The 17,948-nt window shown below is 71.5% G+C and carries 19 protein-coding genes; 7 read left to right on the top strand and 12 right to left on the bottom strand.

What is annotated here, in order from left to right:
- The first annotated feature begins 31 nt into the window (after window positions 1–31).
- Window positions 32–664 (top strand): DUF305 domain-containing protein, encoded by a 633-nt coding sequence (locus tag IPZ69_RS11060; protein ID WP_235453876.1) that lies wholly within the window; start codon window positions 32–34, stop codon window positions 662–664.
- 78 nt (window positions 665–742) lie between these two features.
- Here IPZ69_RS11060 and rocD read toward each other — a convergent pair whose 3' ends face one another.
- The 3 genes from rocD to IPZ69_RS11045 form a co-directional block, all read right to left on the bottom strand.
- Window positions 743–1,969 carry an ornithine--oxo-acid transaminase gene (gene rocD, locus IPZ69_RS11055; RefSeq protein ID WP_235453875.1) on the bottom strand — a complete coding sequence of 409 codons (1,227 nt, stop codon included), beginning with the start codon at window positions 1,967–1,969 and terminating at the stop codon, window positions 743–745.
- Window positions 1,966–2,790, bottom strand: a complete 825-nt coding sequence (gene ddaH / locus IPZ69_RS11050; protein WP_235453874.1) for a dimethylargininase — start codon at window positions 2,788–2,790, stop codon at window positions 1,966–1,968. The genes rocD and ddaH overlap by 4 nt, the downstream gene beginning before the upstream one ends.
- 155 nt (window positions 2,791–2,945) lie before the next feature.
- Window positions 2,946–3,431: an Lrp/AsnC family transcriptional regulator gene (locus IPZ69_RS11045; protein WP_235453873.1), complete on the bottom strand. Its 486-nt coding sequence runs from the start codon at window positions 3,429–3,431 to the stop codon at window positions 2,946–2,948.
- 77 nt (window positions 3,432–3,508) lie between these two features.
- On the opposite strand from IPZ69_RS11045, the gene IPZ69_RS11040 reads away from it, so the two are divergent.
- The 4 genes from IPZ69_RS11040 to IPZ69_RS11025 are packed head-to-tail and all read left to right on the top strand — an operon-like array spanning window position 3,509 to window position 7,567.
- Window positions 3,509–4,258, top strand: a complete 750-nt coding sequence (locus IPZ69_RS11040) for a LytR/AlgR family response regulator transcription factor (protein ID WP_235453872.1) — start codon at window positions 3,509–3,511, stop codon at window positions 4,256–4,258.
- A 2-nt stretch (window positions 4,259–4,260) separates the two neighbouring features.
- Window positions 4,261–4,656 carry a hypothetical protein gene (locus tag IPZ69_RS11035; RefSeq protein WP_235453948.1) on the top strand — a complete coding sequence of 132 codons (396 nt, stop codon included), beginning with the start codon at window positions 4,261–4,263 and terminating at the stop codon, window positions 4,654–4,656.
- The gene (locus IPZ69_RS11030; protein ID WP_235453871.1) at window positions 4,653–6,365 is read left to right on the top strand and encodes a sodium/solute symporter; all 1,713 of its coding nucleotides are present in this window, start codon (window positions 4,653–4,655) and stop codon (window positions 6,363–6,365) included. Before IPZ69_RS11035 ends, IPZ69_RS11030 begins: the two co-directional genes overlap by 4 nt.
- Complete coding sequence (locus tag IPZ69_RS11025) at window positions 6,362–7,567, top strand: sensor histidine kinase (protein ID WP_235453870.1); 1,206 nt, start codon at window positions 6,362–6,364, stop codon at window positions 7,565–7,567. The genes IPZ69_RS11030 and IPZ69_RS11025 overlap by 4 nt, the downstream gene beginning before the upstream one ends.
- Before the next feature lie 14 nt (window positions 7,568–7,581).
- On the opposite strand, the gene IPZ69_RS11020 is transcribed toward IPZ69_RS11025, so the two are convergent.
- The 5 genes from IPZ69_RS11020 to IPZ69_RS11000 form a co-directional block, all read right to left on the bottom strand.
- The gene (locus tag IPZ69_RS11020; protein WP_235453869.1) at window positions 7,582–7,752 is read right to left on the bottom strand and encodes a hypothetical protein; all 171 of its coding nucleotides are present in this window, start codon (window positions 7,750–7,752) and stop codon (window positions 7,582–7,584) included.
- 101 nt (window positions 7,753–7,853) lie between these two features.
- Window positions 7,854–8,804, bottom strand: coding sequence for a cytochrome c oxidase assembly protein (locus IPZ69_RS11015; RefSeq protein WP_235453868.1), 951 nt, complete (start codon window positions 8,802–8,804; stop codon window positions 7,854–7,856).
- Between the two features lie 122 nt (window positions 8,805–8,926).
- Entirely contained in the window at window positions 8,927–9,952 is a 1,026-nt protein-coding gene (locus tag IPZ69_RS11010; RefSeq protein WP_235453867.1) for a 6-phosphofructokinase, read from the bottom strand.
- Window positions 9,953–10,207: 255 nt separating this feature from the next.
- Entirely contained in the window at window positions 10,208–10,936 is a 729-nt protein-coding gene (locus IPZ69_RS11005) for a type 1 glutamine amidotransferase (RefSeq protein WP_235453866.1), read from the bottom strand.
- Window positions 10,937–10,956: 20 nt separating this feature from the next.
- Window positions 10,957–12,195, bottom strand: coding sequence for a MurT ligase domain-containing protein (locus IPZ69_RS11000; RefSeq protein ID WP_235453865.1), 1,239 nt, complete (start codon window positions 12,193–12,195; stop codon window positions 10,957–10,959).
- Between the two features lie 151 nt (window positions 12,196–12,346).
- Here IPZ69_RS11000 and def point away from each other — a divergent pair, with 151 nt between their 5' ends.
- Window positions 12,347–12,886: a peptide deformylase gene (gene def / locus IPZ69_RS10995; protein WP_235453864.1), complete on the top strand. Its 540-nt coding sequence runs from the start codon at window positions 12,347–12,349 to the stop codon at window positions 12,884–12,886.
- A 3-nt stretch (window positions 12,887–12,889) separates the two neighbouring features.
- Here def and IPZ69_RS10990 read toward each other — a convergent pair whose 3' ends face one another.
- A complete protein-coding gene (locus IPZ69_RS10990; protein WP_235453863.1) occupies window positions 12,890–13,534 on the bottom strand; it encodes a TetR family transcriptional regulator in 645 nt (214 codons plus the stop codon).
- Window positions 13,535–13,704: 170 nt separating this feature from the next.
- Between IPZ69_RS10990 and IPZ69_RS10985 the strand changes: the two genes are divergently transcribed.
- Window positions 13,705–14,934: an acyl-CoA dehydrogenase family protein gene (locus tag IPZ69_RS10985; RefSeq protein WP_235453862.1), complete on the top strand. Its 1,230-nt coding sequence runs from the start codon at window positions 13,705–13,707 to the stop codon at window positions 14,932–14,934.
- An 84-nt stretch (window positions 14,935–15,018) separates the two neighbouring features.
- Here the strand turns inward: IPZ69_RS10985 and IPZ69_RS10980 are convergent, their stop codons facing one another.
- The 3 genes from IPZ69_RS10980 to IPZ69_RS10970 form a co-directional block, all read right to left on the bottom strand.
- On the bottom strand, window positions 15,019–15,540 hold the full coding sequence (locus IPZ69_RS10980) for a cupin domain-containing protein (protein ID WP_235453947.1): 522 nt from the start codon (window positions 15,538–15,540) through the stop codon (window positions 15,019–15,021).
- A gap of 94 nt (window positions 15,541–15,634) precedes the next feature.
- Window positions 15,635–16,849 (bottom strand): cytochrome P450, encoded by a 1,215-nt coding sequence (locus IPZ69_RS10975; RefSeq protein ID WP_235453861.1) that lies wholly within the window; start codon window positions 16,847–16,849, stop codon window positions 15,635–15,637.
- Window positions 16,846–17,910, bottom strand: a complete 1,065-nt coding sequence (locus tag IPZ69_RS10970) for a type III polyketide synthase (protein WP_235453860.1) — start codon at window positions 17,908–17,910, stop codon at window positions 16,846–16,848. Before IPZ69_RS10970 ends, IPZ69_RS10975 begins: the two co-directional genes overlap by 4 nt.
- Window positions 17,911–17,948 lie beyond the last annotated feature (38 nt).

Raw genomic sequence — 17,948 nt, 5'->3', positions numbered from 1 at the left:
CACTTCCCTTTTCCACCGCAGGAGTTCACGTATGACCACCCGTACCCCGGCGCGCCGTGCCGCCCTCGTCGCGGTCCTCGCCGCCGCCGCGCTCCTCCTCGCCGCCTGCGGCGGCGAGGACCACGACAGCGCCGGTCACACCGGCCACGGCGCCTCCGCGTCCCCGAGTGCGGGCGCCGAGGCCCACAACGCCCAGGACGTCTCCTTCGCGCAGGGCATGATCCCGCACCACCGGCAGGCCCTGGAGATGGCCGCACTCGCGGCCGACCGCGCGTCCTCGGTGCGGGTCAAGGACCTCGCCGCGCGCATCCAGAAGGCGCAGGACCCGGAGATCAGGACCATGACCGGCTGGCTGACGTCCTGGGGCGAGGACGTGCCCATGGCCGGCACGGACCACTCCCACCACTCCGGTATGTCGGGGATGCCCGGCATGTCCGGGATGATGAGTGCCAAGGACATGGACCGGCTGAAGAAGGCGTCCGGCAAGGAGTTCGACACCATGTTCCTGACCATGATGATCGACCACCACCGGGGCGCCGTCGCGATGGCCACCACCGAGAAGGACGAGGGCCGGTACGGTCCCGCCACGAGCACGGCCGACGACATCGTCACCGCGCAGAACGGCGAGATCAAGGAGATGAACCAGCTCCTCGGCGCGAGCTGATCCGGCAGGGGGCCGACCCCGACAGCAGAGGGGGCCGGCCCCATGGCCGGCCCCCTCTCACCGTTGCTTCGCCCCGGGTCAGCCGCCCTGGGTCAGGACCTTCTCCAACGTGCCCAGCGCGGAGCGCAGTTCCTCGTCGGTGATGGTCAGCGGCGGGGCCAGCCGGATCGTGGAGCCGTGGGTGTCCTTGACCAGGATCCCCTCGCGCATGAGGCGCTCGCTGACCTCGCGGCCGGTGCCGATCGCGGGGTCGACGTCGACGCCCGCCCACAGCCCGCGCGCCCGGAAGCCCACCACGCCCCGGCCGACCAGGGCCGCGAGACCCTCGCTCAGCACGACGCCCAGGTCGGCGGCTCGGCGCTGGAACTCGCCGGTCTCCAGCAGCTCGACCACCGCCGTGCCGACCGCCGCGGCGAGCGGGTTGCCGCCGAAGGTCGAGCCGTGCTCGCCCGGCCGGAGCACGCCCAGCACGTCACGGCGGGCCACCACCGCGGACACCGGCACGATGCCGCCGCCGAGCGCCTTGCCGAGGAGCAGGACGTCGGGAACGACGGACTCGTGCTCCACGGCGAGCGTGCGGCCGGTGCGGCCGAGGCCCGACTGGATCTCGTCCGCGATGAACAGGCAGCCCTTGCGGCGGGTCAGCTCGCGGACCCCGGCGAGGTAGCCGTCGTCCGGGATGACGACCCCGGCCTCGCCCTGGATCGGCTCGATCAGCACGGCCGCCGTCGTCTCGTCGACGGCCTCCTCCAGCGCGGCCAGGTCGTTGTACGGGACGATCCGGAAGCCGGGGGTGAACGGGCCGAAGCCGGTGCGGGCGGTCTCGTCGGTGGAGAAGCTGACGATCGTCGTCGTACGGCCGTGGAAGTTGTCCGCGGCCACCACGATCGTGGCCCGGTCGGCCGGGACGCCCTTCACCTCGTAGGCCCACTTGCGGGCCACCTTGATGCCGCTCTCCACCGCCTCCGCGCCGGTGTTCATCGGCAGCACCATGTCCAGGCCGGTCAGCGCGGCCAGGCGCTCGGCGAACTCGGCGAGCCGGTCGTTGTGGAAGGCGCGCGAGGTCAGCGTCAGCCGGTCGAGCTGGCGGTGCGCCGCCTCGATCAGGCCCGGGTGGCGGTGGCCGAAGTTGAGGGCCGAGTAGCCGGCCAGCATGTCGAGGTAGCGCCGGCCCTCCACGTCCTGGACCCACGTGCCCTCGGCACTGGCCACGACCACCGGCAGCGGGTGGTAGTTGTGCGCCAGGACCGGCTGCTCGGCACGGATCAGGTCGTCGGACGTACGCGTGCGGGCAGGTGCGGTCATGAGCGGATCTCCTGGGTGCAGCACTTGATGCCGCCGCCGGCCTTGTGGAACTCCGACAGGTCGACGGGGACGGGAATGTAGTCGTGGTCGGCCAGGCGCGAGGCGAGAGCCTCGGCCTGCGGTGCGATGAACACGTGGCGGCCGTCGGAGACGGAGTTCAGTCCGAAGGCCATCGCGTCGTCGCGGGTGGCCAGCACGGCGTCCGGGAACAGCCGCTGGAGCACCTCGCGGCTGCCCGGCGAGAACGCCTCCGGGTAGTAGACGATGTTGTTGTGGTCGTTGTCGTCGTTGAGGACGAACAGCGCCGTGTCCAGGTGGTAGAAGTACGGATCCACCAGCGTCAGGCTGATCACCGGGTGGCCGAAGAACTCCTGCGCCTCACGGTGGGCCTCCCGGGTCGTGCGGAACCCGGTGCCGGCCAGCACGTACCGGCCCGTCCACACCAGGTCGCCCTCGCCCTCGGACACCGACTCGGGGCGGTGCACGTCGAACCCGGCCGCCTTGAACCAGGTGTCGTAGTGGGTCGACTCGGGGCGGCGCTCGGGCGCGTGGAAGAGGGAGCCGAAGACGCGGCCGCCCACGACGACCGCAGAGTTCGCGGCGAAGACCATGTCCGGGAGACCGGGGACCGGCTCCACGGTGTCGACCGTGTGGCCGTGGGCACGGTAGACGCGGATCAGCGCCTGCCACTGCTCCTGGGCCAGGTCCACATCCACCTGGACGTCGGGTTGCATCCAGGGATTGATCGCGTACTGCACGCCGAAATGTCTGGGTTCACAGACGAGAAAGCGCCGGGGGCGCGGCACACGGCTGTCGGACACAGAGGTGTTCCTCCGCTTTCCTGCGGTGTCGACTGGGGGTGGACACCAAGGTAGGAAGTGACCGGCAGGCCCGACAAGAAACGACAGCTGCGTGTGTGCGCAGGAATGCTGCGTTGTGCCCGGGAAAAACGCAGGACTGCTGCGCGCTGCCGGGTTTACTCCGGAGCCGCGTGCGTCGCACCCGCCTCAGGACTCTCCGGCAGCAGGTGGGACAGCACCATCACGCTGATCGTCTTCCGGATGAACGGTTCCACCCGGATCCGCTCCAGCACCTCCTCGAAGTGCCCCACGTCCCGCGCCCGCACGTGCAGCAGCGCGTCCGCGCCGCCCGTCACCGTCATGGCGGCCGTGATCTCCGGATGGTTGCGCACCACCTCCGCCAGGCGCCGGGGCGGGGCCGCGCCCTCGCAGTACACCTCGACGTACGCCTCCGTGCGCCAGCCCAGCGCCGACGGCCGCACCGTGGCCGTGAACCCGGTGATCACGCCCGTGTCCCGCAGCCGGTCGACCCGCCGCTTGACCGCCGTCGCCGAGAGCCCGATGTCCGCCCCGATCTCGGCGAAGCTGCTCCTCGCGTTCGCCATCAACGCGGTGATGATCTTCCGGTCGAGCTCGTCGAACGGGGCCGTCCTGCTGTTCATGTCGGCACTGTATCCAGCGGGAACGCCCGTGCCCGGCACATGTCCAGGCGTACGGATCGCCCCTACACTCCACGTTCATGCTGCGCGCCCTCGCCGTCGACGACGAACGCCCCTCGCTGGAGGAACTTCTCTATCTGCTGGGCGCCGATCCACGCGTCGCCAGCGTCGAGGGCGCCGCCGACGCGACCGGCGCGCTGCGCCGGATCACCCGTGCCCTGGAGTCCGGTCCGGACGGACCCGAGTCCATCGACGTCGTGTTCCTCGACGTCCAGATGCCGGGCCTCGACGGACTGGAGATGGCCCGGCTGCTGACCGGCTTCGCCCGCCCGCCGCTGGTCGTGTTCGTCACCGCCCACGAGGACTTCGCCGTCCGCGCCTTCGATCTCGAAGCGGTCGACTACGTCCTCAAACCGGTCCGCAAGGAGCGGCTCGCCGAGGCCGTGCGCCGGGCCGTCGAACTGAGCGGCGCCGCCCCGCGGATCCCCGTGCACGAACCCGACCCCGACCACATACCCGTCGAACTCGGCGGCGTGACGCGCTTCGTCGCCGTCGAGGACATCACCCATGTCGAGGCCCGCGGCGACTACGCCCGGCTGCACACCGACCGCGGCAGCCACCTCGTCCGCATCCCGCTGTCCACCCTGGAGGACCGCTGGCGCTCGCGCGGCTTCGTGCGCATCCACCGCCGCCACCTCGTCGCCCTGAGCCACGTGGGCGAGCTCCGCCTGGACGCGGGCACCGTGAGCGTCCTGGTCGGCGGCGAGGAACTCCAGGTCAGCCGCCGCCATGCGCGCGAGCTGCGGGATCTGCTGATGAGGAGGACATGACGGTGCCCCAGGACCCCGCCGAGCGCCGTGTCGTCGTCACCGGCCCGCCCCGCCGCACCGCCCCCCACGCTCGGCTCCGCTCGCGCAGGCGCCACCCGCATGCCTCCGGCTACTACCGGCCGCGCACCGAGATCGACGAACAGACCACCCTCGGCCACACCTACGTCCGCTCCCTGATGCGCACCCAGCTGCGGGCCGCCCTGAGCGTGTTCGCGGTCCTCGTGCTGCTCGTCGGCCCGCTGCCGCTGGTCTTCGCGGCCGCCCCGGACGCCGGCCGCCTGGCCTGGCTGGTGCTCGGCTTCTGCCTGTACGCGCCGCTGATCCTGCTCGCCCGCTGGTACGTGCGCCGTGCCGAGCGCAACGAACGGGACTTCGTGCGCCTCGTCGAGGACCGATGAACCCGAACTTCGCGATACCCGCCGTCGCCCTCGTCGTCGTGGCGACCGTGCTCGTCGGCGCCTTCGGCCTGCGCGTCTCCCGCACCACCTCCGACTTCTACGTCGCCTCGCGCACCGTCGGCCCCCGCCTCAACGCGGCCGCCATCAGCGGCGAGTACCTGTCCGCCGCCTCCTTCCTCGGCATCGCCGGCCTGGTCCTCGTCCAGGGCCCGGACATGCTCTGGTACCCGGTCGGCTACACCGCCGGGTACCTGGTCCTGCTCCTGTTCGTCGCCGCCCCGCTGCGCCGCTCCGGCGCCTACACGCTGCCCGACTTCGCCGAGGCCCGCCTCGCCTCGCCGGGAGTGCGGCGGCTGGCCGGTGCCTTCGTCGTCGGGGTCGGCTGGCTCTATCTGCTGCCCCAGCTCCAGGGCGCCGGGCTCACCCTGGCGGTCCTCACCGGCGCGCCCGACCCGCTCGGCGGGATCGTCGTGGCCGTGGTCGTCGTCGCGACCGTCGCCGCCGGCGGCATGCGCAGCATCACCTTCGTCCAGGCCTTCCAGTACTGGCTCAAACTCACCGCCCTCCTCGTCCCCGCGCTCTTCCTGCTCCTCGCCTGGCAGGGCGACGGCGCACCCCGCCACGCCTTCGAGGAACCGGCCACCTTCCGCGAGCAGCGCACCGTACGCGTCGAGGACACGGTCGACCTGGACCTCGAACGGCCGCTCACCGTCACCGTGCGCGGCCGGGTCGACGGCCGCCCGCACGACGAGACCAGGCTGCGGCTCTCCGCCGGCCCGCACCGCATCGCCGCGGGCACCCGGCTGACCTTCGCGGCGGGCACGCCCGTCCCCGCCGCCGAGCGGGCCGGCACCGGCCCCATGTCCACCTCGCTCGCCGCGAGCCGCGAGGAGCGCCCGCTGTACGCCACGTACGGACTCATCCTCGCCACCTTCCTCGGCACCATGGGCCTGCCGCACGTGGTGGTCCGCTTCTACACCAGCCCGCACGGCGTCGCCGCCCGCCGCACCACCGTCGCCGTCCTCGCCCTGATCGGCGGCTTCTACCTGTTGCCGCCCGTGTACGGCGCGCTGGGCCGCCTCTACGCCCCCGAACTCACCCTCACCAAGGGCACCGACGCGGCCGTCCTGCTGCTGCCCGACCGGATGATCGGCGGGCTCGGCGGCGACCTGCTCGGCGCGCTGGTGGCGGGCGGCGCCTTCGCCGCGTTCCTGTCGACCGCGTCCGGGCTGACCATGGCGGTGGCGGGGGTGCTCACCCAGGACGTCCTCCCCTCGCGCGGAGTGCGGCACTTCCGGCTCGGCACGGTGCTCGCCATGGCCGTACCGCTCGCGGCCAGCGTGCTGGTGGGCGGACTGCCGGTGGCCGACGCGGTGGGGCTAGCCTTCGCCGTCTCCGCGTCGTCCTTCTGTCCGCTGCTCGTCCTCGGCATCTGGTGGCGGCGGCTGACCCCGCCCGGCGCGGCCGCGGGCATGCTGGTGGGCGGCGGCTCCGCGTTCCTCGCCGTCGCCGCGACCATGGCGGGCTTCCCCGGCGGCGGCCCCCTGCACGCGCTGCTCGCCTGGCCCGCGCTGTGGTCGGTGCCGCTGGGCTTCCTCACCATGGTGCTGGTGTCGCTGGCCACCGCCTCCCGCGTGCCGCCCGGCACGGCGGCGATCCTGGCCCGGTTCCATCTGCCGGAGGAGCTGTGGGCGGAGGCCAAGGCATGAGCGGCTTCCTCGCCGGACTCTGCGTCGCCGTGCTCCCCCTGCTGGCCGCCGGTTTCTGGCTCGGCCGGCGCACGGCCCGCCCACAGAGCCTCGCCGGTCTCGGCACCCCCGTCGAGCACGCCACCTTCGAGACCCTGCACACCGCCTCGCTCGCCGCGCCCCCGCTACGGGCGGGCCTCACGGAGGAGACCGCCCGCCGGTCGGCCCGCGGACTGCGCTCGCTGCTCGGCACCGACGCACTCTGCCTCACCGACGAGAAGCGGGTGCTCGTCTGGGACGGCGTCGGCGACCACCACCGCGCCGAGATCATGGAGCGGCTCGCCGGGCCGCTGGAGACCGGCCGCGGCGAGGCGTTCCCGCTGGCCTGCGAGACCCCCGACTGCCCGGTCCGCTGGGCCGTGCTCGCCCCGCTCACCGTCGACGACCGGGTGTACGGCGCCCTCGTCGCCTGCGCCCCGCGCGAGTCCGCCGTCCTGGTACGGGCGGCCGGCGAGGTCGCCCGCTGGGTGAGCGTCCAGCTGGAACTGGCCGACCTCGACCAGTCCCGCACGAAGCTCATCGAGGCCGAGATCAAGGCCCTGCGCGCCCAGATCTCACCGCACTTCGTCTTCAACTCGCTGGCCGTGATCGCCTCGTTCGTCCGTACCGACCCGGAACGCGCCCGCGAGCTCCTGCTGGAGTTCGCCGACTTCACCCGCTACTCGTTCCGCAGGCACGGCGACTTCACCACCCTCGCCGAGGAACTGCACGCCATCGACCACTACCTGGCCCTGGTCCGCGCCCGCTTCGGCGACCGCCTCTCCGTCACCCTGCAGATCGCCCCCGAGGTGCTGCCGGTGGCCCTGCCCTTCCTGTGCCTGCAGCCCCTCGTCGAGAACGCCGTCAAGCACGGACTTGAGGGCAAGTCGGACGCATGCCACATCCAGATCACCGCACGGGACGCGGGCGCCGAGGCGCTGGTCGTCATCGAGGACGACGGCGTCGGCATGGACCCCGCACTGCTGCGCCGCATCCTCGCCGGGGAGACCAGCCCCTCCGGCGGCATCGGCCTGTCCAACGTGGACGACCGGCTCCGCCAGGTCTACGGCGACGACCACGGCCTCGTCATCGAGACCGCGGCCGGAGCGGGCATGAAGATCACGGTCAGGGTGCCGAAGTACCAGCCGGGCGTGCACTCGGCCGGACGCCTCTCGGCACCGTGACCGCGTCCTCGCTCTCAGGCGCTCTGGGTGACCACCATCGCCAGGGTGAGCAGGCCCAGGACGACCCAGCCGAACCACAGCCAGCCGTTGCTGCCGAGCGCCACCGTGTAGGCCGTCACCATCACGAGACCGCCGACGGTGAGCACCCCCATCGCCTTCGTGGAACCGTGCGTAGAACCGGGCATCGCGACACCCTCCTCATGGTTCGTCCTCCTCCATGGTGACCCCGGTTCGGCCCGCGCACGGTACGGACGAGGAAATGAGTGCCCGGTTCTGCCGCCGCCGCTCAGCCCTCGCGGGCGTTCAGCGAGGCCAGGTAGGCGTTGTACGCCGCCAGCTCCTTGTCCCCGTCCCGGTCGGCCGCGCGGTCCTTGCGCCGGGCCTGGCGCTGTTCGGAGCCGTACCACTGGAACAGCAGGGCGATCAGCACCAGCACGGACGGGATCTCGCTGAACGCCCAGGCGATGCCGCCGGCCGCGTTCTGGTCGGAGAGCGCGTCGATGCCGAGCGAGGCGGGCGGGTTCTTGAACGTCTCGACCATCGGCGACGACGCCATCATCAGCGCGATGCCGAAGAACGCGTGGAACGGCATGCCCGCGAACAGCTCCAGCATCCGCATCAGGTAGCCCGGCCGGTGCGGGCCCGGGTCCACGCCGATGATGGGCCAGAAGAACGCCACGCCCACCGCGAGGAAGTGCACCATCATCGCGATGTGCCCCGCCTTCGAGCCCATCAGGAAGTCGAAGAGCGGGGTGAAGTACAGCGCGTACAGGCTGGCGATGAACATCGGGATCGTGAACCCCGGGTGCGTGACGACCCGCATGTACCGGCTGTGCAGCAGCGCCAGCAGCAGTTCGCGCGGGCCCTTGCGGCCCTTGCCCGCGACCGGCAGCGCGCGCAGCGCCAGCGTGACCGGGGCGCCCAGCAGGATCAGGATCGGCGACAGCATGCTGATCACCATGTGCTGCACCATGTGCACGCTGAACATGACCATGCCGTAGTCGTTCAGCCCGGTGCACATCATCAGCATGATGGTCAGCACACCGACGGCGTACGACACGGTCCGGCCGACGGGCCACGCGTCCCCGCGCCGCCGCAGCCGCACCACACCCCAGCCGTACAGCCCCAGCCCCACCAGGCAGGCGACGAGGAAGAACGGGTCCGCCGACCACTCAAGACCTCGCCCCAGCGTGAACGGCGGCAAGTCCGTGGTCATGCCGTGCCCGCTGTGATCCATCCGACGGCTCCTGATTCGTGGGGGTTGTGCAAGTCTGTCCGGACCAGACTAGAACCGACCCCGGTCACCTTCGTGACCGGGGTCGGCGCGACCCACGAGACAGTCCCCCTGTGGCGAGCGTCCTAAAGAACGCACTCCGCCTCGTCGTACCGCTCCTGCGGCACCGTCTTCAACGTCTCCACGGCCTGGGCCAACGGCACCATCACGATGTCGGTCCCGCGCAGCGCGGTCATGTGACCGAACTCCCCCCGGTGCACCGCCTCCACCGCATGCCAGCCGAACCGCGTCGCCAGCACCCGGTCGTACGCCGTGGGCGTCCCGCCCCGCTGCACGTGCCCGAGGATGACCGGCCGCGCCTCCTTGCCCAGGCGCTGCTCCAGCTCGATCGAGAGCTGCCGGGCGATGCCGGCGAACCGCTCGTGGCCGTAGATGTCCTTGCCGCCCTCGTCGAACTCCATCGAGCCGGCCTTCGGCTTGGCGCCCTCCGCGGCCACCACGATGGCGAACCGCTTGCCCGCCTCGAAGCGCTCGCCGACCCGCTTGGCCAACTCGTCGATGTCGAAGGGGCGTTCCGGTACGACGACGGCGTGGGCGCCGGCCGCCATGCCGGAGTGCAGCGCGATCCAGCCGGTGTGGCGGCCCATGACCTCCACGACCAGCACGCGCTGGTGGGACTCGGCGGTGGTCTTCAGCCGGTCCAGGGCCTCGGTGGCGACGCCCACGGCCGTGTCGAAGCCGAAGGTGACGTCCGTGACCGCGATGTCGTTGTCGATGGTCTTCGGCACGCCGACGATCGGCAGGCCGCCGTCGGACAGCAGGCGGGCCGCCTTCAGCGTGCCCTCGCCGCCGATCGGGATGATCGCGTCGAGTCCGAGCTCCGCGACGTGGCCCTTGGCCCGCTGCACGCCGTCCCGCAGATGCGAGGGCTGGACGCGGGAGGAACCGAGGATGGTGCCGCCGCGGGCGAGGATGCCCGCCACGGCGTCGAGGTCGAGCTTCAGATAGTCGCACTCCAGGAGGCCCTTCCAGCCGTCCCGGAAACCGATGACCTCGTCGCCGTGGTCGACGACGGCACGGTGCACGACGGACCGGATGACAGCGTTCAGGCCGGGGCAGTCGCCGCCTGAAGTGAGGACACCAATGCGCATAGCCCGAATACCTTCTCAACGTGGGCCGGGGACCGGACCACGTTGTCCGGCTGGTACCCGGTCACCCTACCGGCGTGAGGGGGTGGCTCCGTAGCGGGCGTCCGCCTGCTGGACGTGCCCGCACATGTGAGCGGACGGTCTGTCAGGCGGGCCCGGTGACGACGATGCCGACGGCCACTGGAAGACCCCTCAGGTCCCTCTCGAACACCGGTGTACGCGCAGGCCGCCGCAATACGCGGCGGCCCGCGCGGGCGGCTACGCGGGCTGCTGCGCGGCCGTGATGCGCTCGTTGCGCAGCGCCTCGTACCAGCGGTCGTCGGTCGGCGGCAGCGCGTTCACGTCGAGCGCCAGCTTCAGCAGCAGGTCGGCGATGAGCGGGTTGCGGGCGAGGACGGGCCCGTGCATGTACGTACCGAAGACGGTGTCGTTGTACGCGCCCTCCGTGCCGTCTCCCGCGCCGTTGCCGTTGCCCACCCGGACCTGGGCGAACGGGCGGGCGGTCGGGCCGAGCCGGGTGACGCCCTGGTGGTTCTCGAAGCCGGTCAGCTGGGGCAGGCCGAGGCGCGGGTCGATGTCCGCGAGGACGTCGCCGACGCACCGCTCGCCCTCGCCGCGCACCGAGACCACGTCGAGCAGGCCGAGGCCCGGCTCGCGCTGGCCGAGGTCGTTGATGAACTCGTGGCCGAGGATCTGGTAGCCGGCGCACACGGAGAACAGGATCGCGCCGTTCTCGGCGGCCCGGGTCAGACCCCCGTCCCGGCGCAGCCGCTCGGCCGCGAGCCGCTGCGGCCGGTCCTCGCCGCCGCCGATCAGGTAGATGTCGCCGGAGGTCGGGACCGGCTGGTCGCTGCGCACGTCGAGACGGGCCACGTCGAGGCCACGCTGGCGGGCGCGGCGCTCCACGACGAGCGCGTTGCCCTGGTCGCCGTAGGTGCTCAGCAGGTCCGGGTAGACCCACACCAGCCGCAGTTGGTTGTCGCTCATGAAGTGATCCTCCTCCGTGGTCAGTTGCCGACGCGGCGGCGCAGGTCCTGGAACGCGGTGTAGTTCGCGATGACCTCGATCCGGCCCTGCTGGGCCTGCTCGACGGCCTGGTCGAGGCTGTCGCAGACCTGGAAGTGCTGGTTCGCGACCTCCAGACGCACGGCGAGGTCCAGCTTCCGGTCGCCGATGACGAAGATCGGGTGCCCGGTCAGACGCGTGTAGTCGACGTCCCACAGCCAGGAGGTGTCGGTGCCGTCGGCGCCGCGCGCGTTCACGGAGAGGATCACCGGGGCCGGCGGCGGGTCGATCAGGGAGAACGTTTCGAGCCAGCCCGCGGGATTCTTCGCCAGCAGCAGGCGCAGGTCGCGGCCCTGGAACTGGACGACGTCGTAGCGGCCGGCGACGGCCTGCACCTGGTACATGCGCTCCAGGGCGACCTGCGGCGGCACACCGAAGACGGCGGCGACGGCCGCGGAGCTGGCGGCGTTGGCCTTGTTGGCGCGGCCGGGCAGCTGGAGGTGGATCGGCCAGGCCGAGCCGTGCGGGTCGAGGACATGGTCCCCGGACAGCGCCCAGGTCGGCGTGGGGCGGCGGAAGCCGCACTCGCCGCAGTACCAGTCGTCGCCGGGGCGCTGCATCACACCGCCGCAGGACGGGCAGGACCAGGCGTCGTCCTTCCACATCTGGCCGGCCGCGACCCAGATCACGTTGGGGGAGGAGGACGCGGCCCACACCACCAGCGGGTCGTCGCAGTTGGCGACGACGACGGCCTTGGAGCCGGCCAGGCCCTCGCGCCAGTTCTCCGCGAGCATGCGGGTCTCGGCGGCGCGGTCGAGCTGGTCGCGGGAGAGGTTGAGCAGGGCGATGCACTTCGGATCGGTGTCCCGCGCCACGCCCGCCAGGTACTTCTCGTCGACCTCGATCACGCCGTAACGGGCTTCCGAGCTGCCCGCGAGCGCCGAGGTGATGCCGGCGGGCATGTTCGCGCCGAGCGCGTTGGAGACGACCGGGCCCGCGGCGCGCAGCGCCTCGGCGATGAGCCGGGTGGTCGTGGTCTTGCCGTTGGTCGCCGAGACCAGGACGACGTCCAGGTTCTGGGCGAGCCGTCCGAGGAGGTCGGGGTCGAGTTTCAGCGCGACCCGGCCACCGATCACCGATCCGCTGCCGCGCCCCGCCGCACGGGACGCCGCCGCGACCGCCTTGCCCGCGGTCACGGCCAGCTTGGCCCGCGGCGTGAGCGGGTCCGAGTTGCCTGCCATCAGTTCTCGATCCTCCTTGCGTACGCGCCGCGCCTGAGCCATTCGGCACGTGGGTGTGGGCCTCAGCCTATCGAGATCCATTCGCACACCCGAATCCCGGCCCACGGTCGCGCGGCGGGTGGTGGGCCGAGGGAACCGTACCCTTGCCGCCATGCGACACGGCTCGATCCCGGGCGCCCGCGGGCGCGTCCGGCCTCTTTCCCTGGTGGGTGACCCCGTACTCCAGTCCCCGTGCGCCGAGGTCACCGACTTCGGCCCCGAACTCTCGGTGCTCGTGGAGGACTTGTTCGCGACCATGTACGCGGCACAGGGGGTGGGCCTGGCCGCGAACCAGATCGGCGAGGGACTGCGGGTGTTCGTCTACGACTGTCCCGACGACGAGGACGTGCGTCACCTGGGGCACCTCGTGAACCCGCGGCTGGTGGAGGCCGACGGTGTGGTGATCCGCGGGCCGGAGGGCTGTCTGTCCCTGCCGGGGCTGGAAGCGGGCACGCCGCGCTACGACCACGCGGTCGTCGAGGGCTTCACGATGACGGGGGAGGCGGTCACCGTGCACGGCACCGGGTTCTTCGCCCGGTGCCTGCAGCACGAGTGCGACCACCTGGAGGGCCGGGTCTACGCGGACCGGCTGGCGGGCTGGCGCCGGCGCAGGCTGATGCGTCAGGTGGACCGAGCCCCCTGGAGCCGCTGAGGGTCAGAAACCCGGGCCGCCGATCTTGTCCCCGGCCGCCGCGAGGCGGCCCCACAGCAGGTCGGCCAGGCTCCGCACCAGCTCCGCGCGCGAGCAGGGCCGCTCCCCGAGCCACCAGTCACCGGCCGCGTGCATCATGCCGACGATCCCGTGTCCCCACACCCGGGCCAGCTGCTGGCTGCCGGGTCCGAGGTCGAGGCGGTCCTCGATGACCTGGGCCAGCTCCTCACCCATCCTGCGCAGCAGGGGTGCCGAGTGTTTCCCGACGTCGAATCCCTGGTCGGCGCCCGGGGTCCCCTCGGCGGGGTGCATCAGGAACCGGTACACCTGGGGCCGTGCCTCGATCGCCGCGAGGTAGGTGTCCAGGGTGGCCTCGACCCGCTCCCGCCGGTCGGCTGGAGCGTCCAGCGCGGCGCGCAGGGAATCGAGCAGGGCGTCCGTGTGCCGCTTGGCGAGGGCGGCGTACAGCCCGCCCTTGTCGCCGAAGTGGCGGTAGAGGATCGGCTTGGTGATGCCGGCCTCCGCGGCGATCGCGTTCATCGAGGCCTGCGGACCATCACGCAGCACCACTCTGTCCGCGGCCTCCAGCAGCTCGCGCCTTCGGCGGTCCGCGGACCGCTGCTGATCGGTCCGCTGCGTGGTGTCCATGTGCTCTCCCCACCCGTGCTGTTTCGGTGACGCCTGCGCAAACTAACACTGACTGGGCTGCTGACATCGAACGGGATGCCGACAGGTCATGTGGAGTTGACTTTTCCTACCCGTGAGTAACAGACTCGGGTTACCGCTAGTAACATGCACGTGCCGCCGCTGGAGGGGACATGGCCGAGTTCACCATGGAGCTCAATGACGAGCAGAAGGAGGTCCGGGACTGGCTCCACGGCTTCGCCGCCGATGTGATCCGTCCCGCCGCGGCCGAATGGGACGAGCGCGAGGAGACACCCTGGCCCGTCATCCAGGAGGCCGCCAAGGTCGGCATCTACTCCCTCGACTTCTACGCGCAGCAGTACTTCGACCCCACCGGACTCGGCATCCCGATGGCCATGGAGGAGCTGTTCTGGGGCGACGCCGGCATCGCCCTGTCCATCGTCGGCACCGGCCTCGCCGCCGTGGGCGTCCTCGCCAATGGCACCGAGGAGCAGATCGGCACCTGGATCCCCCAGATGTACGGCGACGCCAATGACGTGAAGGTGGCCGCGTTCTGCTCCTCCGAGCCCGACGCCGGCTCGGACGTGGCCTCCCTGCGCACCCGGGCGGTGTACGACGAGGCCAAGGACGAGTGGGTCATCAACGGCACGAAGACCTGGGCGACCAACGGCGGCATCGCCAACGTCCACGTGGTCGTCGCCCAGGTCGACCCGGAGCTCGGCTCCAAGGGCCACGCCTCCTTCATCGTCCCGCCGGGCACGCCGGGCCTCACGCAGGGCCAGAAGTTCAAGAAGCACGGCATCCGCGCCTCGCACACCGCCGAGGTGGTCCTGGACCAGGTCCGCGTCCCGGGTTCCTGCCTGCTCGGCGGCAAGGAGAAGCTGGACGAGCGGCTCGCCCGCGCCCGCGAGCGGGCGAAGGCCTCCTCGGGGGAGCGGGTGAAGAACGCGGCCATGGCCACGTTCGAGGCGTCGCGGCCGGCCGTCGGCGCGATGGCCGTGGGCACCGCCCGCGCCGCCTACGAGGTCGCCCTCGACTACGCCATGACCCGAGAGCAGTTCGGGCGGCCGATCATCGACAACCAGGGCGTTGCCTTCCAGCTCGCGGACATGCGGACGGCCGTCGACGCGGCCCGGCTGCTGGTGTGGCGCGCCTCCTGGATGGCCGTCAACGGCAAGCCGTTCACCGCGGCCGAGGGCTCGATGTCCAAGCTGTTCGCCAGCGAGACCGCGAAGAAGGTCACCGCGCAGGCGATCCAGATCCTGGGCGGCAACGGCTACACGCGGGAGTACCCGGTGGAGCGCATGCACCGCGACTCGGCGATCTACACGATCTTCGAGGGCACCAGCGAGATCCAGCGGCTGGTCATCGCCCGGACCCTGTCCGGGATGCCGATCCGGTAGTGCCGCACGGGGCTGCGCGACCCGGGCCGCGGATGTGCCGCGGTGGGTCGCGCAGTTCCCGGCGCCCCTTCGGGGCGGCGGCGCTCACCGGTGCCGCAGAGGCGTGAGCTGCTCGATGTCGTAACGCCGGCGCAGTTCCTCGATCGCCTCGTGGTCGGGCGGGCCCGAGTTGTTCAGGATCTCCAACAGCTCCTCGAAGTAGCGTTCGTGGTCGGGGGGCGGGGACGCCTGGAAGAACATCTTCGCCGGGGCGTCCGTCGGGTTCGCGAAGGCGTGCGGGCAGCCGGGGGGTACGACGATGACCGTGCCCGGTGTCGCCCGGACCACCCGGTTGCCCGAACTCGACTCCCACTTCTGCCAGTTGTCGGGGGTGCGCACGCGCGGCTCGAAGGCGAGCACGTCCAGCTCGCCCTCCAGCACGTAGAACAACTCCTCGCTGCGCGTGTGCACATGGGCGCCGACGTCGAAGCCCGGCGGGACCTCCACCTCGAAGGTGGAGGCCATCCGCGAGTGCGTGCCGGTCACCTTGAAGGTCACCCGCTGGGCGGGCGTGTGCACGACGCGGCCGTGTCCCGGCGGCACGAGCAGTCCTTCGCCCCGTGCCACCTCGTCGGGCGGTGCTTCCGCCTGGGCCGGCGCCACTCCTTCGGCCGCGGGGCCTTCGGGTACCGCCAGCCCTTCCGTCGTAGTCATGAGTCGCTCACCATGTCACGGGCAGGGCCTCGGGCCCGCGGATCAACGCGCCCTTTCTGAAGGGCACCTGGTCGGGAGGAACGGACAGCCTCAGGTCGGGCAGCCGGTCCAGCAGCGTGTCGACCAACAGCTCCGACTCCAGCCGGGCGAGCTGGGCGCCCGGGCAGTAGTGCGGGCCGAAGCCGAACGCGACATGCGGGTTCGGACTGCGGGCGAAGTCGATCATCTCCGGGTCCACGAAGACGTCCGGGTCGCGGTTGGCGGCCAGGTAGGAGACGTAGACCGGTTCACCCGCGCGAATCCGTACGCCCCTGATCTCCACGTCCTCCATGGCGATCCGGGACAACCCCACCGCGCTGCGGTGCGGGATGTAGCGCAGCAGCTCGTCGACGCCCCGGGATCTGATCTCCGGTTCGGCGCGCAGCCGTTGGGCGAGGTCGGGGCGGATCAGCAGCAGGTAGAACAGCTGCCCGCTGTTGTTGGTGACCGCCTCGCCGCCGATCTGGAGGAGGACGGCCAGTCCGACCGCCTCCTGGGGCGTCACCTCGCCCCGGCCCACGGCGGCGCCGAGCAGCGAGGTGACGTCCTCGGCCGTACTTCCCTCACGCCGGCCGATGAGGTCGGCGAAGTACGCGGTCATCTCGTTCCTGGCCTTCTCGCTGAGCTCCTTGCCGTGCGAGGAGGACAGGATCAGCTGCGTCCAGGAGTGCATGGCGTGCCGGTCGTCGGCCGGCACGCCCATCAGCTCGCAGATGACCGCGATGGGGAAGGGGCTGAGGACCGCCCCGGTGAGATCGGCGGGCGGACCGTCCTGGAGGAGCTCGTCGACCAGCTCGTCGAGCATGGCGCGGGCCTTGTCCCGGACCCGCTCGACGCCCTTCGCGGTGAACGCGGGGGCGACCGCCCGGCGCAGCCGGGTGTGGTCCGGTGGATCCAGGAAGCCGACCGCACCCCGGGTGGGGATGAAGTGCGGTGCCAGCCGGGTGACCGGATGGTCCATGACCGCCTCGCGGCTGAACCGGGCGTCGTTGGCCACCATCCGTACGTCGTCGTACCGGGTGAGCAGCCAGGCCCAGCCCTCGCCGTTGGGCAGTTGGATGCGGTTGACCGGGCCCTCGCGCATCAGCTCGGTCAGCACCGGGTCGAAGTCGATGCCGGTCAGATCGAGCGCCGGCCACAGCCGGACGGGGGGTGGCGCCCCGGCGAGTGCTTCCTCGGTCATGACGCCTCGTCGTCCGACCGGACCCACCGGCCCACGGTCATCTCGGCGGTGATGCCGGGACCGAATCCGGCGAGCAGTCCGCGCGCCCGGTCCGCCGCGCCGCCCTCCTCGAAGAGCCGGCGCAGCGCGTCCAGCACGACGGCGCTCGCGATGTTGCCGTACTCGGTGAGCGTCGACCGGCTGAACCGGAACGCGTGCGGGTCGACCTGCAGGAACTTGCTGAGGTCGTCGAGTATTCGGGGCCCGCCCGCGTGGATGATGTAGAAGTCCAGGTCGGACGCGTCCCAGCCGTGTGTGCCCGCGAGGTCCTGGAGCGCCGGGGCGAGCGGCTCCATGGTCGTGGGCACCCGCTTGTCCAGCAGGAAGTGGAAGCCCGTCTCCCGGACGTCGTACGCGATCCAGTCCTCGGTCTTGGGGATCAGGTACGAGCCGTTGCGCTCCAGCCGGACGCCGGTGCCGCCCTGCCCGCGCACCACGGCCGCGGCGACGCCGTCGCCGAACAGGCCGTTGGAGAGCAGCGAGCCCACGCCGAGGTCGGTGGGCTGGTAGCACAGCGAGCAGAACTCGCAGGCCACGATGAGTGCGTTGGCCTCCGGGTAGGCCGTGCAGAAGTCGTGCGCCCGGTTGATGGCCGCACCGCCCGCCGCACAGCCCAGCTGGGCTATCGGCAGCTGCCGGGTGGTGCTCGGGAAGTCCATCTCGTTGATCAGCCACGCGGTCAGCGAGGGCATCATGAAGCCCGTGCACGACACGTAGATGAGGACGTCGATGTCGGAGGTGAGGACTTCGGCGTCGTCGAGGGCCCGCTGGATCACCGCGGGGACACGGGCCTTGGCCTCGGCCTCGTAGAGCTTGTTGCGCTGGTCGAAGCCCGGGTGCTTCAGGGTTTCCTCGATGGGCTGCACGATGTGCCGGGTGCGGACTCCCGTGTTCTCGATGAGTCGGAGCGCCAGCGGGAGCTGTGGGTGGTCCGCGTGCCGTTGGCGCGCGAGCTCCAGCGTGTCCTCCATCGTGATCACGTGTTCTGGTACGGACACCGAGGGTCTGCACAAAGTCGCCATGAGCCGTCCCTGCTTTCGCCTTCCGGCGGGCCTTCGCC

The sequence above is a fragment of the Streptomyces olivochromogenes genome, from assembly GCF_021538895.1.
GTDB lineage: Bacteria > Actinomycetota > Actinomycetes > Streptomycetales > Streptomycetaceae > Streptomyces > Streptomyces olivochromogenes_A.
The sequence above is the reverse complement of the archived record's forward strand: the minus strand, read 5'-3'. Positions and strand labels throughout refer to the sequence as shown.

Excerpts from the sequence above, each read along its gene's own strand:
- IPZ69_RS11060 (WP_235453876.1), top strand. The coding sequence starts at position 32 with ATGACCACCCGTACCCCGGCGCGCCGTGCCGCCCTCGTCGCGGTCCTC.
- rocD (WP_235453875.1), bottom strand. The coding sequence starts at position 1,969 with ATGACCGCACCTGCCCGCACGCGTACGTCCGACGACCTGATCCGTGCC.
- IPZ69_RS11045 (WP_235453873.1), bottom strand. The coding sequence starts at position 3,431 with ATGAACAGCAGGACGGCCCCGTTCGACGAGCTCGACCGGAAGATCATC.
- IPZ69_RS11040 (WP_235453872.1), top strand. The coding sequence starts at position 3,509 with ATGCTGCGCGCCCTCGCCGTCGACGACGAACGCCCCTCGCTGGAGGAA.
- IPZ69_RS11030 (WP_235453871.1), top strand. The coding sequence starts at position 4,653 with ATGAACCCGAACTTCGCGATACCCGCCGTCGCCCTCGTCGTCGTGGCG.
- IPZ69_RS11025 (WP_235453870.1), top strand. The coding sequence starts at position 6,362 with ATGAGCGGCTTCCTCGCCGGACTCTGCGTCGCCGTGCTCCCCCTGCTG.
- IPZ69_RS11020 (WP_235453869.1), bottom strand. The coding sequence starts at position 7,752 with ATGCCCGGTTCTACGCACGGTTCCACGAAGGCGATGGGGGTGCTCACC.
- IPZ69_RS11015 (WP_235453868.1), bottom strand. The coding sequence starts at position 8,804 with ATGGATCACAGCGGGCACGGCATGACCACGGACTTGCCGCCGTTCACG.
- IPZ69_RS11010 (WP_235453867.1), bottom strand. The coding sequence starts at position 9,952 with ATGCGCATTGGTGTCCTCACTTCAGGCGGCGACTGCCCCGGCCTGAAC.
- IPZ69_RS11005 (WP_235453866.1), bottom strand. The coding sequence starts at position 10,936 with ATGAGCGACAACCAACTGCGGCTGGTGTGGGTCTACCCGGACCTGCTG.
- IPZ69_RS11000 (WP_235453865.1), bottom strand. The coding sequence starts at position 12,195 with ATGGCAGGCAACTCGGACCCGCTCACGCCGCGGGCCAAGCTGGCCGTG.
- def (WP_235453864.1), top strand. The coding sequence starts at position 12,347 with ATGCGACACGGCTCGATCCCGGGCGCCCGCGGGCGCGTCCGGCCTCTT.
- IPZ69_RS10990 (WP_235453863.1), bottom strand. The coding sequence starts at position 13,534 with ATGGACACCACGCAGCGGACCGATCAGCAGCGGTCCGCGGACCGCCGA.
- IPZ69_RS10985 (WP_235453862.1), top strand. The coding sequence starts at position 13,705 with ATGGCCGAGTTCACCATGGAGCTCAATGACGAGCAGAAGGAGGTCCGG.
- IPZ69_RS10975 (WP_235453861.1), bottom strand. The coding sequence starts at position 16,849 with ATGACCGAGGAAGCACTCGCCGGGGCGCCACCCCCCGTCCGGCTGTGG.
- IPZ69_RS10970 (WP_235453860.1), bottom strand. The coding sequence starts at position 17,910 with ATGGCGACTTTGTGCAGACCCTCGGTGTCCGTACCAGAACACGTGATC.